Here is a 13,988-nt window from a genome sequence, read left to right as displayed (position 1 = left end):
GTCACAGCCCTGCCCAGCAGACAGCACCGACAGCCAACTGTCTGCCGGAGTCCAGCCCGACGACGTCATGGAATCCGGCGAGCACCGCATAGTTGCCGCGCGTCGCCCATCCCAGGTCCGAGCCGTACCCTTCGAGCTCGCCTATCGCGAGTCCTCCGATCCAGAGTTGCTCCATGTACTCGTCGGCAGCGTCCCGCTCGGCGTCGACGGACACTGATACGACGACCGATGCGCCGACGTCGAACTCCGCCCGGCCGTACGCGACCGGAAGAAGGGAGGACAACTCCTCGCCGAGGTCGTGCCGGCTTCTCGGGATCAGCAGGGTCCCGTCCGGGCTGTACCACCCGGGACCCAGTTCGCCGGCGTCGACAACCGCGACGTGGAACCCGACCCCCTTCGCCGCATACCGCCGGCGGCACCGACCCACCGCGCCGAAGAGTTCTGCGGGCGACAGACGTGCCCCGCTCACGACGGGCGGGTAGTGCTCGACCACCGCTCCCATGTTCGACGGGTCGGGAAGCGCCTCGGGCATCGACAGCGTGCGCGGCGACGAGCCGTTCCTCATCGCGTCGCTGACGAGGTCGAAGGCGGCGCCCCATCCGTGCTGCTGCCACGGTGCCCGATCACTGCCGGACGTGGGATATGACCGCCACCCACCCGACTCGAAGACGACGACGGCCTGATCGGTCGGCAGCACCGGCGGGCCTCCGCCATGCCGCGACGCGCCAGGCACCCCGCCGCGGGTGAACGGCGCGTCGGCGATCTGGCGCTCCTCGACGACCGGGGGCACCGGTTCCGCCGGAGTTCCTGGACTAGACAAACGGATGGTCATTGTTCACCCCGCCACCCGAGCGACGGAGGAACGCCTCTACCTCGGAAGGGAAGCGCGGAGCGTAAAGCAGCGGGAACGGATTGATCTGGAGATGGAGCAGGGCAGGGACCACCGCGCGAGCGACCACGGCGCCGGCGGCCCATGCCGGGGTGATGTCGCTGTACGCCCAGCGGAACCCCTCTGCGGAGATGGCATCGCCGATCTCGGTCCAGGTACGTCCGCCCGAGGTCGTGCCCTGGGCTTCGGCCACCTGGTCGACGAAGTAGTCGCCCAGGTGGGCGCGCCCGTGCCTCGCCCACCACAGCGCCCGGGTGTTGATGCCCACCGGCCGCTCCTCGGGGTCTCCCCGGCGGTGCAGACGCCAGCCGAGGTGAAAGATGTGCACCGCTTCGATCGCCGCTGAGCGGATCGCATCCGCCGCGTCCGCATGGGCGGCCGACCCGAAGGCCACCTCCGGCAGTCCGTCGCGGGTGCCGACGATGGCGGCCAGCGCGACCTGCAATCCGAAATGGCTGCCGGGCAGCAGCCCGACGACCACGTCAGCCGCACCGCCGAGAATTTCCGCGATGTCGTGAACGGAGTACCGGTCGTCGCCGGGACGGACTCGGGCCGCGCGGCGCCCGGAGTAGACGGCCGCCGCAACGGCGTGCCGTTCCACGACCTCAGTGAGCGCGCGGGTGAGGGCCGTGTCCCAGTCGACCCCGCACGCGGCGCCGATCGAGGTCATCGGTTTGACGCGGGTCGGATCCGAGTCGTGGACCCGCATCCGCTCGACGTCGGCGGGTACGAACACCTCGCCGTCCGGAGACTGCATCGTCACCCAGGTGTTCTGGGAGTGCGCGTTCCATGCGAACGGGCGGAGCAGCGGCTCTTGCGAGCACTGTTCCGGGCTGAAGGTCGCCCGGTCGTCGAGACGGATGGCCTTCGAGCCGAGCTCGTTCGCGGACGCACGCACAGGTGCGAGGGCTGGCTCGTGCAGCGCGGCGCGCTCGACAGCCTCACCCAGTGCTCTCTCGTCCGCCCGTGCGGGGTCAAGATCCCACGCGACGCCGAGCACGTCGTCGTCCGCCTCGACGACAGAGCCGAAGAGCCCGTCGAAAGGGCTCGTGAATCGGACGCATTTCCAATCATCGCGGACGACCGCAGCGGTGAGTGCCATTTTTTGTGGGTCAGCCTTTCCTGCTGGTCTTCCGACCGAAGGTGATGGTGTAGACCGGTGCCTCGTCATCCGAGAGCCCGAGCAACTCCGCCAGCACGTTGTCGTTTGTCGCCGGGGTGATCAGCGCGCCGCAGTCGTACGACTCCGCCGCGATGATGAATTTCTGCGCGACTCGACCTACCTCGACGTACAGTTCGCGCAAGGCCCTCTCGTAGGGGAACATTTCCTGGCGGCGGGGGAAGTCGACGATCAGCACGATCGTGGCACTTGCCGTCATGGGTGCCTGCATGCCGCACATCAGATCGGCCATCTCCTGGCGGAAGCTGCCGGAGGTCAGCTGATCGGCTCGCTCGCCGGCGAGGTCGAGAGCCCAGATGCCCGAATCGACGCCGTTGATCGCGTACACGACGGCGGCCATACGCACGCCTGCCAGCGAGCCGGACGGCTCGAAGGGTGCCATGAGCGCGGAGAAGCAGCGGAAGATGGCGGCGACGGTCTCCCGCGACAAGGGCTCCGGCTCGAATTGGCGGGCCGTGCGTCGTCGTACCAGCAGTTCACCGACGCTGACCCCGCCGGTGCCGGCCGTAGTGCCTTCTTCTGCCCAGTTCCACTGCGGCGTCGACGTCGCTGGACGCGTCGGCTGAGCCTGACTGCCGCGGGCCGGATACCGGGCCTCCCGCCTGCTCTCCGAGATCTGCTCGGACCAGTTGAAGTAGTCGAGGCTCGGACGCCACCCGTTCGTGACCCAATCGGTCGAGATCGAATCGAGGTCGTCCGACGGAGACAGTTCGCGGGCCCCGACCTCGGGAGCGTCCGACACGATTTTCCGGGCGAGTTCGGCGGCGTCGAAGCGGACCGACTGCGCCGACTGGGAGTCTTCGAGAACGGCGGCGTCACGGTCGGGTCGKATGACGAGGAGTGGCGACCATGTCGTGGACATCAATCTCGGCTTTCTGCAGGCTGATCGGCTGCGTGTACGAGAGTCGCTGCGATTGTCGCCTCGACGCGGTGGTCGGTGCCGAGCGCGTCCGCGACCTTTTTGCCGTCGAGGTGCTGGGCATGCCGGACCGCCCAACCGTTCGCGCGGCTCAGGTACTCGGCAGTACCCATGAGGTGGCCCACATCCATGTGCACCGTCCGGAAGGTCCTTGGTTCCCGGTAGCGGTAGCGGTTCCGGGCGAAATAGGAGTTGAAGAATATGAGTGCGTAGGGGCGGTTGTCGTCGGCGATACCCGACAGGTCCGCCAGGTCGCGTGACGAGGCGTCGAGGTGATCCATGCGGTCCAGCGCACCGTCGACGGTCGCGACTTGGTAGACACCGTCGTCGATCCCGTCGACGGCATGCGTGACGACGGAGAACTCCGTCGGATGGCGACTACCGCCGGAAGGGCTCGTCTTCCGCAGCAGGTTGGCCGATTCCGCGAACGGCATCCTGGCCTGACGAATCGGTCGGGTCAGCAGGGAGAGCAGCGACGCAAGGCGGTCGTAGTCCAGCGGCTGCGCCGCTACCGCAAGGTTCGTCGCCGCCGAAGCGGTCGCGGGGAACAACTCCGGGGCGGGGTCCGGCAGTGCGTACACCTTCTCCTGGTCGTGCAGCCGGGGCCGGGCCCGATCGACGTCGGGTTGCTGCGCGTTGTACGCGACCATCCGGCGTACGTCCTCCGCGGAGTTGCCGTCAGCCTCGTAGAACTCGAAGGGGTATCCGTAAGTACGCGCGTGATAGCGGGAGGCGGCCCGCCATCCATTCTCGGCCCACGATTCCAGCCACCGCCGCGTCTTGATCGCCTCGGCGTCGTCATCGCGCACCAGGTACTCGTGGGCGACCAGCCACTCGGCGATCAGCTCGGCCCTGCGCACGGAGCCGATCGCCGCCATGATCGGCTCCGACAGGGAATAGATGGTTCCCGGAGCGAAGGCGGCAACGAGCAGACCCGCAGCCGACGCGGGAACCTTGTGTCCGTTCAACCTGTCGTCTCGGCTGATGAGCCACAGGTCACTGGCCGCCGGCTCGATGCRCACAAGAGGGTGCGCGCGATACGTTGCGGAACGGGCGTCGGTGCCGTTTTCTGCGGCAGCCTCAGCTAGCGTCTCCAAAGCAGGGTCCTATCTCTTGTACGCTCCGACCGGTTGACTTTCTGGACAACCTGAATGATTGACATCCTGTCGGCGTTCCCGGATACGGCTGCCCGATGACAGGAAAGCGCGTGCTAACCGGCCGAAAGACGGCCGGTTAGCACGCGACAGTTGGATCACAGGGACGTGAAGCCGCCGGTGCAGCCGCCCTGGATGAGGGCCGTCGAGAAGAGGTCGACCTCCTCGAAGAGACCCTCGATGTTGTCGATGGACGATTCCTCGGCGGTCTCGTTGAGGGAGACCTCTGCGTTTTGCGCGGACATTTCCTGCGCGGTGGTTGTCATCATGCAAAAAGCATTACAGGGCTATTTAGCTATGTCAATGAGTGCAGCTGCGGCGGGCGCAGTCCTGGCTCTTCCGGACATATTTGCGCCTCGACGTCGACGCGACGAGCGAGCGTCCGGCCACCGCCCGGCGCCGGGCAGTGGCCGAAGAAGTGCCAAGGCTGAGGTGCGGTGGGGCGGACGATCGCAGCGTGTGGACGGTCGGCGGGTTTGGCCGCTCAACCCACCTCGGTCTGGACGCGGATCGCCGCTCGCGCGGAGAGTTGCTCCCACTGCTGCGACAGTCCGCGACTGAGGCGGGCCACCAGCGGGAGGCAGTGCGGTGGAAGAGCGTTGATGATGTCGTGGTCGGAGACGAGGCTGAGTTGTTGATGCAGCATGCGCAGCAGGGTGCGCCCGGCCTCGGTGTAGCGCACGGACGGATCCTTGGCGAGGTTCTCCAGCGCCAACGCGGTGACGTCCCGGCTCGGCTCGGGCGCGCCGGGCGCCTCCTTGACCGCGGACAGTGCCCGTGCCGGCGACGGTGAACCCGCCGCACCTTCGTTCTGTTTGCGGCGTATGGTGCGGACCGTATTCGGTGAGACGCCGGCCAACCGGGCGATTTCCCGCAGCGAAGCATCAGGTCGTTCGGCCAGGAGCGCGACGACAGCTTTCCGGCCGGCGTCGGCGTCTGTCGGCCGGACCCGTCCGTCCCGGCCGGTCCGCTCGGCCGGCATCGGCTGGCCGCTGCGCTGCCTCAATGTGCTGATCGTCTTGGCCGACAGCCCGGTGGCGCGGCCGAGTGACCGGTCCGACCAATGCGCGAACATCTCCAGCAGACGTTCGGCCGCCGCCCGGCGGTCGGCCAGGGTCAGCGGCAGGCCGTGCTTGATGTTGCTCGTGACGCTGCGCAGGAAGGCCATCTGGTCGTCGTCGTCGAGCATCAGCGCGTGAATCGAGTCCGCACCACGGAGCAGTGCCGCCTGCAGACGATGCATCCCGTCGATGACGCGCATGGTGCTGCGCTGCACCAGGATCGGCGGGTGCTGGAGTTCGGACTGGGCCAACAGCTGTACGTGCGTCTCGTCGACCCCGTGCCGGCGGGGGCCCTGACCGGGCAGGAGCGACCGGATCGGTACCGATACGGCCTCCTGCTGGCTTCCTTCGGTCCAGCTCTCCACAACCTGCAGCGGATCGTTGGCGTCGATCAACCTGTCCTCCCCGTGAACAGCTGCTGATGCCTCGCTGACCGGCTCTTCGTGGGCTCAGTCGTCGCCTCTCGTGAGTGGAACCGGTCCGATAAATCAGAGAACAACTTGTCGGAAATTTCGGGCTCCGGTGATGCTGCTGGTAATGGGCCGATCCTGAGTGCTCTGGCGGCCCGCGGCATGTGCAACTGTAGCTTCTGACCGCTTGCACAGGTGCCCCGTGGCACCCGGAAATTTCTCGGATTCAATGCGTCGACGCTCTTTTCCCTGCTTGGCGGTCGGTCTCGCTGTGGTGTAGGGCAGGGGGTCACCTACGCGGTCGCGGGTGGCATGCCGTGCGACCCGGTGTCGCGTGCGCAGCTGCGGAACCGCATCAATGCCGCGCCGGGATTCTCGGTGCCTTTCCGTAACTTCCGGGAGTGAGAGGGCCATGGCGACCTGGGCGCCGCCTACCGGTTCGAGAGCGACTGCGGCCTGCTGTCCTCGCGTGCCCGGGCACCCGGGCCGCGAGGCGGTCCACGTCGCCGATCAGTCCTGTACATCCCCTGCCCTCGAGACGAACCGGTGCGGGCGCATGCCGACCCGGCAGCCACGAAGCGCCTCGACGACAACGGTGGCGGAAGGAGCGCTGGTCTCGCGGCCGCTCCGAGGACTGGCCACCATCGCCACCAGGGAAGCCTCACCACCGGGAGTCTCAACCGCAAGTCGTAGGGTCATGCCCGGAAGCGCCGCATGCAGGCGTGCCGCCGTGGTGGGTAGGTGGATCCAGCTGTGGTCGATCTTGACCCAGTCGTCCGTCGCGCGGAACGACACGACGCCGGTCTCCGCGACGAGAGCGTCCGCGCTGAGCTCCGGTCGCAGGACCGCGGTGACGAGAATCGACTCGAACGCACGCAACCACTGCTCCGCCTCGGCGGGAGCGACATAGGCGGTGTCGACGAGCATCAGCACTTCGAGTATGTCGTCGCGGCGGTCCAGGTAGCAGAAGAGGGTGCTCGTGCTGCACTGGTCGCCGCCCAGCCACCGGACCGAGGTCCTGGCCGCTTCCTCCCGTATCCGCGCGGCGTTCGGTGCCTCCGCGGGGAGCGGCACGAACAGTCGGCTGTTGAGCCAGTAGGAGAGATCCAGCGGGAAGCCGCGCCGCTTCTCGACGCGCTCGCGCACCTCCATCAGGCCTCGGTGCGGGAAGCGCCCGGTCAGTGTCGCGTGGTGGATGGCGCCGGCGGATCGCCGCAGCAGCGCGTCGAAGTCGGCGTCGTCGATCGCCACGCAGGTGGGAACGTCCTGGGTGAGGCAACCCACCACGGCAGCCGTGTCCCGACCGGCCCGGTTGCTGACGCACACCTGGAGGTGAGCCCGGCTCAGCCCGCTGACGTGGGCCAGAACGAGGGAGAGGGCCGCGTGGCCGACCGCCGTCTCGCTGACCCCGTGCCGCTTGGCCAGGTGACTCAGGCACCACGCGCCGGCTGACGTCTGCATCACCACGTACCGATAGCGGGGATGCAACGGCTCGACCGGGAGCCGGGGCAGCATGCTCTGAGGCATGCGTGCAAGGCTCCGTTCGTGCCGGAGCAGCGCACGGGCCCCTTCCCGCCGGCCGGCCTCACTGCTCTCCCAGTGGCTGACATCGACGGGGTGGATCGCCGACGGCTCGCCGTCGGAGAAGTCAGCCTGGAGGACGTGGCGGAGGTGCCAGGTCATCCAGTGAGCGCCGAGGTAGTCCGACGCGAGATGGTTGATGGCCAGCAGGACGAAGGCCGGGCCACTCCGATCGGTCAGGATGCCCACGCGAACGGGGAGGTCGTCGGCCCCGAACGGGGTGCCCGCCAGCTCGGCTGCCGATTCGAGAGCCGATGTGAAGGTGGCTGTCACGGCGGTGATCACCGCGACGTGCAGGACTCCCTCGGTTGTGACCCTTTGCTGTGCGGAGGGCGCGTCCGGCTCGAACAGGGTTCGCGCGGACTCGCAGGCCTCGACCATTCCTCTGATGGCGGACGCGACCTCGTCGGCTTTCAGACCCGGCTTGATCCGGTGAGCGAACTTGAGGTTGAGTGAGGCGTTGTTCGGCTGGAGATCCGCCATCAGTTGCGCCATCCTCTGCTGTCCCCAGGTCAGATCGGCGGTTCGCCCGGACGGCGCACGAAAACGAATTTCCAATTTTTCTCCGTCCCGCAGTGACATCTTCTCCGTTGAACAGGACACCGAAAACAATTCGATTCAGAGAGAGGCTTGCGTCGAAGGCTATCGCTGGCATCCGTGCGGGGCAAGGTGGTTGGCGCGGCGATGGAAATGGTGCATGCTCGTCCGGTGACATTGATCCAAGTCGCAGGACTGCGTAAGGTCTTCCGCAAGCCGGAGAAGGCGCCGGGGCTACGCGGTTCCCTCCGGCACCTGCTCCAGCGTAGATTCTCCGAGCACGTCGCTGTGGACGGCATCGATCTGTCTGTGGCACAGGGCGAGGCAGTGGCCTACGTCGGTCCGAACGGCGCCGGCAAGTCCACCACGGTGAAGATGCTTTCCGGGATCCTGGTCCCGACCGCTGGACAGGTCCTCGTCGACGGCTTGGTGCCGTACCGGGCGAGGGTGGAGAACGCGCGACGCGTCGGCGTCGTCTTCGGGCAGCGAACGCAGCTGTGGTGGGACCTGCCCGTACGTGACTCGCTCGAACTGCTGCGGGACATGCACGGTCTGGGCGCCGCGCGGTACCGGGAGACACTGGCCCGCCTCGACGACGTCCTCGGCTTGGCCGACCTTCTCCCGGTGGTCGCCCGTAAGTTGTCGCTGGGGCAACGCATGCGGGCCGACCTCGCCGCGGCGCTGCTCCACGAACCGCGGATCGTCTACCTGGACGAGCCGACGATCGGCTTGGACATCGCGGTGAAGGACCGGGTGCGTTCCTTCGTGCGTCGGCTGGTGGCGGACGGGACGACGGTCATGCTCACCACCCACGACCTCGCCGACATCGAGGACATTTGCCGGCGCATCGTGATCATCGACGCGGGACGTGTGGTGTACGACGGTGACCTGCAGTCGGTGAAGGACACCCATGTCCGCGAGCGGTCGATGTCCTTCGAGCTGGCCGCCGGCTTGCCGGGCGTCGATCGGATCGCCGCGCGACTGCCGGGCGCTCAGGTCCGCGCGGGGTCGGACGACCGCGAGCTCACGGTCACCTTCGACCGGATGACGCTCGGCGCGCGAGAGGTGCTGGCGGCAGTGCTCGCCGAGGCGGAGATCGTCGACATGCACATCGACGAGCCGGCCATCGAGACGGTCGTCCGGAAGGTGTACGCGGGGCAGTTGCGGCCCGAGCCCGGCGGCGGGGTCGATCGGGAGACCGTGTCATGACATTCGTGACCGCCGGTGCGGTGCCGTTGCCGGCTGATACCCGATCACGCCGGATACGTGCCTATCGGAGCATGGCCCGGATGGCGCTGAAGAGCCTTCTCGCCTATCAGACGAGCTTCCTCTTCGGCATGCTGGCCTCGGCGTTCGGCGTCCTGTCCATGCTGTACCTGTGGCGCTCGGCACTCGCCGCCGGCCCTCGGCAAGGATTCGACTGGCCGCAGATGAAGGCGTACCTGTTGGTGGCGTTCGTCGTCGGTTCGCTGGTGTCCAGCTATACCGACTATCGAATGGCCAACCGCATCCAGCAGGGCGACGTGGCCATGGACCTGGTTCGGCCGGTCGACTACCAGTGGTCGCGCCTGGCCGAGAGCGTCGGGTTCGCCGTCTACGAAGCCGGCACGGCGATCGTGGTCGTCCTGGCAGCCGCCGCGATCTTCGGCGGCATGTCGCCGCCGGACCGGGACACCCTGCCGCTGTTCATCCTGTCCGCCTTGCTGGTGCTGCCCCTGCGGTTCGGAATCGTGTACCTGAGCGGTCTGCTCGTCTTCTGGACACAGAACTACGTGGGTGTGCAGGCCGCCCGGATCGCCCTGATCACGCTGTTCTCCGGGGCACTCGTACCGCTGGCCTTCCTGCCCGAGTGGATGCGGGTCATCGCCACGTACCTGCCGTTCGTCGGAATGGCGTCGACCCCGGCGCTGCTCTACACCGGCTCACTGGAGGGCAGCGACGCGACGACCGCCGTGCTGGTGCAGGCGGCCTGGGCGGTCGCGCTGTGGTGGCTGGCGCGGTTGATGTGGTCGGCCGCCGCTCGGAAGCTGACGGTCCATGGTGGCTGAAGTACGACGAGCGCTGTGGCTCTACCGCCGTCTGTTCGGTGCCCAGGTGCGCGCCACTCTCCAGTACGAGGCCGACTTCTGGATCATGAGCCTGTCGGCAGTTCTCGTGCAGGCCGTCGGCGTGGTCTTCCTGTGGGCGATCTTCCGGAGCATCCCGGAGATCAACGGCTGGCAGTTCTGGGAAGTCGTGCTCATCTACGCGCTGGTGGTCGTCGCGGAAGGGCTGAGCGTGCTGGTCGCGCAGGGAGCCTGGACTCTCGCGGTGACTGTCAACTTCGGACAGCTGGACGCGATGCTGTTGCGGCCCTATCCACCGGTCCTCCAGGTGCTCAGCTCCGCGGTGGGAATGAACGGACTGGGCAATCTCGTCCTCGGCACCGGTCTGCTGATCGCCGCGGTGCGGCACGTCGACGTCAGTTGGAACGTCGGTCGCGTCGCGCTCGGGCTGCTGCTCGTGGTTGCGGCGGCCGGTGTGAAGATCGGGCTCAACCTCCTCACGAACTGCGCCGCCTTCTGGTTGCGTTCCCCGTACTCCATGTYCGCGTTCTCCATGCACAGCTTCGGGGAACTGGCTCGTTTTCCGGTCACCATCTACGGCCTTGGGGTCCGGATCACCCTTACCGTCGTCCTGCCCTATGCGTTCATGAGCTTCTTCCCCGCCGCGGCTGTCCTCGCGCACGGGCCGGCTCGTTGGCTGGGGCTGCTGACACCGGTCGTCGCCATCTACTGCCTGTGGATCGGGACGACCGTCTTCCGGTACGGGCTCTCACGATATGAAAGCTCCGGTCACTGATGTGCGAACACATCGGCCGCCACGCCGATTCCGTCGTCCAGTCTCTCGGAGCCCTCGGATGAGTCTCGTCGGAGGGCTGCGGGACGTCGTGCCGACTCCACCCGAGCACCGGGTGTGGATCAGCAGGGCCGAGGCGCTGGACACCTTGCGGTGTACGCCCGAGGAACTGGCGCAACTGGTTGCCGCCGGCCTCGTGGAGGAGGACGGCCGACACGACTACTGCGACGTGTGGAACGTGGGCCTGCTCAGCGGCACCGGACGCAGCAGTCCGGAGCGGATCATGATCTTCTTCGCGAGGATGCTGAAGTCGTACGGCGCGGACTGGGTCTCCGCGCGGGCCTACGAGATCGTCGGCTGGGCCCAGTGTCCCCGCGCGGAGCACTGCCCGTCGTCCGAGTGGAGCGCGCCTGTCCTACCGGACGTGCAGTGGCAGCATGAAGAGATCCAGGCCGGCAGGGCGGAGTGGCGCGGCAGGGTCGAACTGACCGGGAACACCGCCACGGTGCGAGACCCGAGGGTGCGGGAGGTCTGGGACGACCTGCTGCGGCGGTACCGCTTCCACTTCACACCCATGACCCTGTCCTCCGATGTCGCCGGCACCAGGCACCGGGGCGTCGGCGACTGCGACTCGCTGTGCCAGGTACTGATGTCTGAACTGCTGGACCGTGGTGTGGCGGCCGAGCAGGAGTCGGGTTACATCTTCGGAGGCGCACGCCTGGGCCTGCATTCCTGGGTACGGCTCGTGGACGCCGACGGGGAGGTCAAGATTCTCGACCCGGCCATGGCCCTGTTGTCCGACCTCTTCTTCACGCCCGAGTACAAGGCGTTCTGCTGCGGGTCCGGCAGTAACCGGGTGCTACGTCGCGCGAGTCGCGAGGGCATGTTCGCGGCTCATCCGTGCGTCACCGAAGACGGCAGGATCTTCTACGAGTTCACGCTCCGGTCGATCCGCCCCGGTCGGGCGCCGGGCCCGCGGTGCAGTGAGGGAGCAGGATGAACGGTCCTGAGGGGGAAGTCGCAGACCATGACGGGACGCGCGGCGGAGCGGGGGCCGCTGCCGTCGGTCGTCCGGTCGTCATCGACGGCCGGTCTCCGCCGCTCACCTCGCACGACCTGCACGCTGACGTTCTCGGCCTGCGACGTCGCGTACCCCGGGGTGCGACCGTGGCCCTGGTGGGGCAGAGTTCCCGCCTGGTCGCCTCAGCCATCGTCGCACTCGAGGGCTGGGCCGCCCGGGTCGAGTTCGTGGGTGACCTGAGTCCGACCGTAGGCTCGGCGGAGGCGGTGGTCCTGCGCGAGGCCGGGGATGATGCCCCAGCTGCCGCCTACGCATCCCACGGCGAACTGTCGGCCGGCGACGCGAGCACCGACGTGCATACGCTCTGGCGTGTCTTCTCCTCAGGCACGACGGGGACGCCCACCCCGACCGACCACAGTCTCGACTCGCTGACGCGGCGGATTCGCCCGGTACGCCCGGCGCGGAATCCCGGCGACCGCGAGCAGCGGCGGTGGGGTCTCCTGTTCTCTCCTACCCGGATGGCGGGCATCCAGGTCGTCCTCCAGGCGATCCACGGCGACACCCTGGTGGACGCCCACCACGCCGCCGGGCTCGACGAGCGCCTCCAGCTGTTCGCCGGAGCCGGCGTCGACGCACTGTCCGCGACTCCGACGATGTGGCGGATGATTCTGCGCAGCAGGGCCTGTGACGACCTCCGGCTGCAACAGATCACGCTGGGTGGTGAGATCGCGACACAGTCGCTGATCAATGCGTTGCGGCGGCGGTTCGATGCGCGCGTCACGCATGTCTACGCGTCCACCGAGGCCGGTGCCGCCTTCTCGGTGAGCGACGGCAGGGAAGGTTTCCCCCGGCATCTTCTCGAGCCGGCTCCCGGCCGTGTGGCACTGGAGATCCGCGACGGCGTCCTGTTCGTCCGGGCGCCGGGAAGCAGCACGGCGCAGCCGGACGGATTCGTCTGCACGGGCGACCTCGTCGAGCCTCGCGGTGACCGGGTCTACTTCGTCGGCCGGAAGTCGCAGACGGTGAACGTCGGAGGGGACAAGGTCTCGCCGGAGCGGGTCGAGGAGCTGATCCGGCGGCATCCCGCAGTACATGATGCCGTGGTGACGCCCAGGCGCAGCCCGATCACGGGCTGGATCCTGACCGCCCGGGTTGTGCCTTCGCCTCTCGGCAGTGGGCTCGACCCCGACGAACTGCAGTCGGCCCTGCGGTCATTCGTCGCCGACCATCTGCCCCGGTCGCATACTCCTGCCTCGATCACCGCGGTAACCGAGTTCTTCTTGTCGCCCACCGGAAAGGTCAGCAGAGCGTGAACGAGGCGGAATCCCGCGGCGACTGTCCGTACGCGGTAGTGACCGGAACCAGCAGTGGCCTGGGGCGGGCGGTGGCCCGGCGGCTCGGCAGCGACGGATACCGGGTGGTGGGCCTGGCCCGCCGCGAGGTCGAGCCGGAGGAGGTGGGTCCGGGCTATGTCCACGTCCGTGCCGACCTGAGTGATCTGGAGTCCTTGCCCGGCCTGGCACGCGCAATCGTGGAGGCGCACGGCGCCCCCTACGCGCTGGTGAACAACGCCGCTCGCGGCACCGACGGTCTCCTGCCGCTGGTGAAGGACAGAACCATCTGGGAAACAGTGCAACTCGACCTTGTGTCGCCGATGGTTCTGACGAAGCATCTTGTCCGCTCGATGATCTCAGCGGGCCGGGGACGCGTGGTCAACGTCTCCTCGATCGTTGCCTCGACGGGATTCCGCGGTCTGTCCGTCTACGGGGCGGCGAAAGCGGGTTTGGAGGGGTTCACCCGTTCGCTGGCCCGCGACGTAGGGCGGCGCGGCGTGACGGTCAATGCGGTGGCGCCGGGCTTCCTTGACACCGAGATGACCGGCGCCCTGGGGGCGGAGAGCCAGGCGCGCATCAAGGGGCGCAGTCCGATCGGCCGGTTCGCACGTCTCGACGAAGTGGCCGCCGCAGTGACCTACCTTCTTTCCCCGGATGCCGCCGGTGTGACCGGAACGCTGATCACCGTGGACGGCGGCTCCACCGCATGAGGCCCGGACCGGAAATGTGGACGGACAAACACGTAGGGAAGGTGGCGCAGTGCTCGAGCGGGAACGTGTAGCGGAGATCGTTCTTCGTGAAGTGGTCAAGCTGATCAAAGAGGAAGGGGGCGAGGACGGCGAGGTCAGCCTGCAGAGCGGCCTGGCCGACAGCGGCTTGGACAGTCTCGCCTTCGCCGTCCTCGTTACGCGGCTCGAACAATCGATGGGATTTGATCCCTTCCTCGCGTTGGAGGACGAGATCTTCCCCCGGACGGTGGGGGAGTTGGTGGAGGTCTACGTCGGCAATCAAATGGAGAGCGTCCCACCTCACAGGTGATGACTGCCGCTCCCCGGCAGGTTGGA

The 13,988-nt window shown here is 67.7% G+C and carries 14 protein-coding genes; 7 read left to right on the top strand and 7 right to left on the bottom strand.

What is annotated here, in order from left to right; translation table 11 throughout:
- Position 1: 1 nt before the first annotated feature.
- From A8711_RS08510 to A8711_RS08485, 7 genes are all read right to left on the bottom strand, one after another.
- Complete coding sequence (locus tag A8711_RS08510) at positions 2-832, bottom strand: hypothetical protein (RefSeq protein ID WP_124778786.1); 831 nt, start codon at positions 830-832, stop codon at positions 2-4.
- Positions 813-1,991, bottom strand: coding sequence for a YcaO-like family protein (locus A8711_RS08505; RefSeq protein WP_043325328.1), 1,179 nt, complete (start codon positions 1,989-1,991; stop codon positions 813-815). The genes A8711_RS08510 and A8711_RS08505 overlap by 20 nt, the downstream gene beginning before the upstream one ends.
- Positions 1,992-2,001: 10 nt before the next feature.
- On the bottom strand, positions 2,002-2,931 hold the full coding sequence (locus A8711_RS08500; protein WP_069087895.1) for a nitroreductase family protein: 930 nt from the start codon (positions 2,929-2,931) through the stop codon (positions 2,002-2,004).
- A complete protein-coding gene (locus A8711_RS08495) occupies positions 2,931-4,085 on the bottom strand; it encodes a hypothetical protein (protein WP_141707652.1) in 1,155 nt (384 codons plus the stop codon). The genes A8711_RS08500 and A8711_RS08495 overlap by 1 nt, the downstream gene beginning before the upstream one ends.
- A 155-nt stretch (positions 4,086-4,240) precedes the next feature.
- Positions 4,241-4,411 (bottom strand): hypothetical protein, encoded by a 171-nt coding sequence (locus A8711_RS32410; RefSeq protein ID WP_157539106.1) that lies wholly within the window; start codon positions 4,409-4,411, stop codon positions 4,241-4,243.
- A gap of 215 nt (positions 4,412-4,626) precedes the next feature.
- Positions 4,627-5,598, bottom strand: coding sequence for a ParB/RepB/Spo0J family partition protein (locus A8711_RS08490; RefSeq protein ID WP_083296958.1), 972 nt, complete (start codon positions 5,596-5,598; stop codon positions 4,627-4,629).
- 525 nt (positions 5,599-6,123) lie between these two features.
- Positions 6,124-7,776, bottom strand: coding sequence for a condensation domain-containing protein (locus tag A8711_RS08485; RefSeq protein ID WP_124778784.1), 1,653 nt, complete (start codon positions 7,774-7,776; stop codon positions 6,124-6,126).
- Positions 7,777-7,851: 75 nt separating this feature from the next.
- Here A8711_RS08485 and A8711_RS08480 point away from each other — a divergent pair, with 75 nt between their 5' ends.
- The 7 genes from A8711_RS08480 (at position 7,852) to A8711_RS08450 (ending at position 13,962) form a co-directional block, all read left to right on the top strand.
- Positions 7,852-8,940, top strand: a complete 1,089-nt coding sequence (locus A8711_RS08480; protein WP_231915555.1) for an ATP-binding cassette domain-containing protein — start codon at positions 7,852-7,854, stop codon at positions 8,938-8,940.
- 5 nt (positions 8,941-8,945) lie between these two features.
- A complete protein-coding gene (locus tag A8711_RS08475) occupies positions 8,946-9,779 on the top strand; it encodes an ABC-2 family transporter protein (RefSeq protein WP_233607695.1) in 834 nt (277 codons plus the stop codon).
- Positions 9,769-10,572, top strand: a complete 804-nt coding sequence (locus A8711_RS08470; RefSeq protein ID WP_069087891.1) for an ABC transporter permease — start codon at positions 9,769-9,771, stop codon at positions 10,570-10,572. The genes A8711_RS08475 and A8711_RS08470 overlap by 11 nt, the downstream gene beginning before the upstream one ends.
- Positions 10,573-10,630: 58 nt before the next feature.
- On the top strand, positions 10,631-11,569 hold the full coding sequence (locus A8711_RS08465) for a hypothetical protein (protein WP_069087890.1): 939 nt from the start codon (positions 10,631-10,633) through the stop codon (positions 11,567-11,569).
- 167 nt (positions 11,570-11,736) lie between these two features.
- Positions 11,737-12,903, top strand: coding sequence for an AMP-binding protein (locus tag A8711_RS08460; protein WP_069087889.1), 1,167 nt, complete (start codon positions 11,737-11,739; stop codon positions 12,901-12,903).
- Positions 12,900-13,634: an SDR family NAD(P)-dependent oxidoreductase gene (locus A8711_RS08455; RefSeq protein WP_069087888.1), complete on the top strand. Its 735-nt coding sequence runs from the start codon at positions 12,900-12,902 to the stop codon at positions 13,632-13,634. The genes A8711_RS08460 and A8711_RS08455 overlap by 4 nt, the downstream gene beginning before the upstream one ends.
- A 49-nt stretch (positions 13,635-13,683) precedes the next feature.
- Positions 13,684-13,962 carry a phosphopantetheine-binding protein gene (locus A8711_RS08450; RefSeq protein ID WP_051611113.1) on the top strand — a complete coding sequence of 93 codons (279 nt, stop codon included), beginning with the start codon at positions 13,684-13,686 and terminating at the stop codon, positions 13,960-13,962.
- Positions 13,963-13,988 lie beyond the last annotated feature (26 nt).

It is taken from the genome of Micromonospora sp. II, assembly GCF_001709195.1.
Taxonomy (GTDB): Bacteria; Actinomycetota; Actinomycetes; order Mycobacteriales; family Micromonosporaceae; genus Micromonospora; species Micromonospora chalcea.
Note: the sequence above shows the minus strand (reverse complement) of the source record. Positions and strands in the feature narration are given on the sequence as shown.

Excerpts from the sequence above, each read along its gene's own strand:
- A8711_RS08510 (WP_124778786.1), bottom strand. The coding sequence starts at position 832 with ATGACCATCCGTTTGTCTAGTCCAGGAACTCCGGCGGAACCGGTGCCC.
- A8711_RS08505 (WP_043325328.1), bottom strand. The coding sequence starts at position 1,991 with ATGGCACTCACCGCTGCGGTCGTCCGCGATGATTGGAAATGCGTCCGA.
- A8711_RS32410 (WP_157539106.1), bottom strand. The coding sequence starts at position 4,411 with ATGATGACAACCACCGCGCAGGAAATGTCCGCGCAAAACGCAGAGGTC.
- A8711_RS08485 (WP_124778784.1), bottom strand. The coding sequence starts at position 7,776 with ATGTCACTGCGGGACGGAGAAAAATTGGAAATTCGTTTTCGTGCGCCG.
- A8711_RS08465 (WP_069087890.1), top strand. The coding sequence starts at position 10,631 with ATGAGTCTCGTCGGAGGGCTGCGGGACGTCGTGCCGACTCCACCCGAG.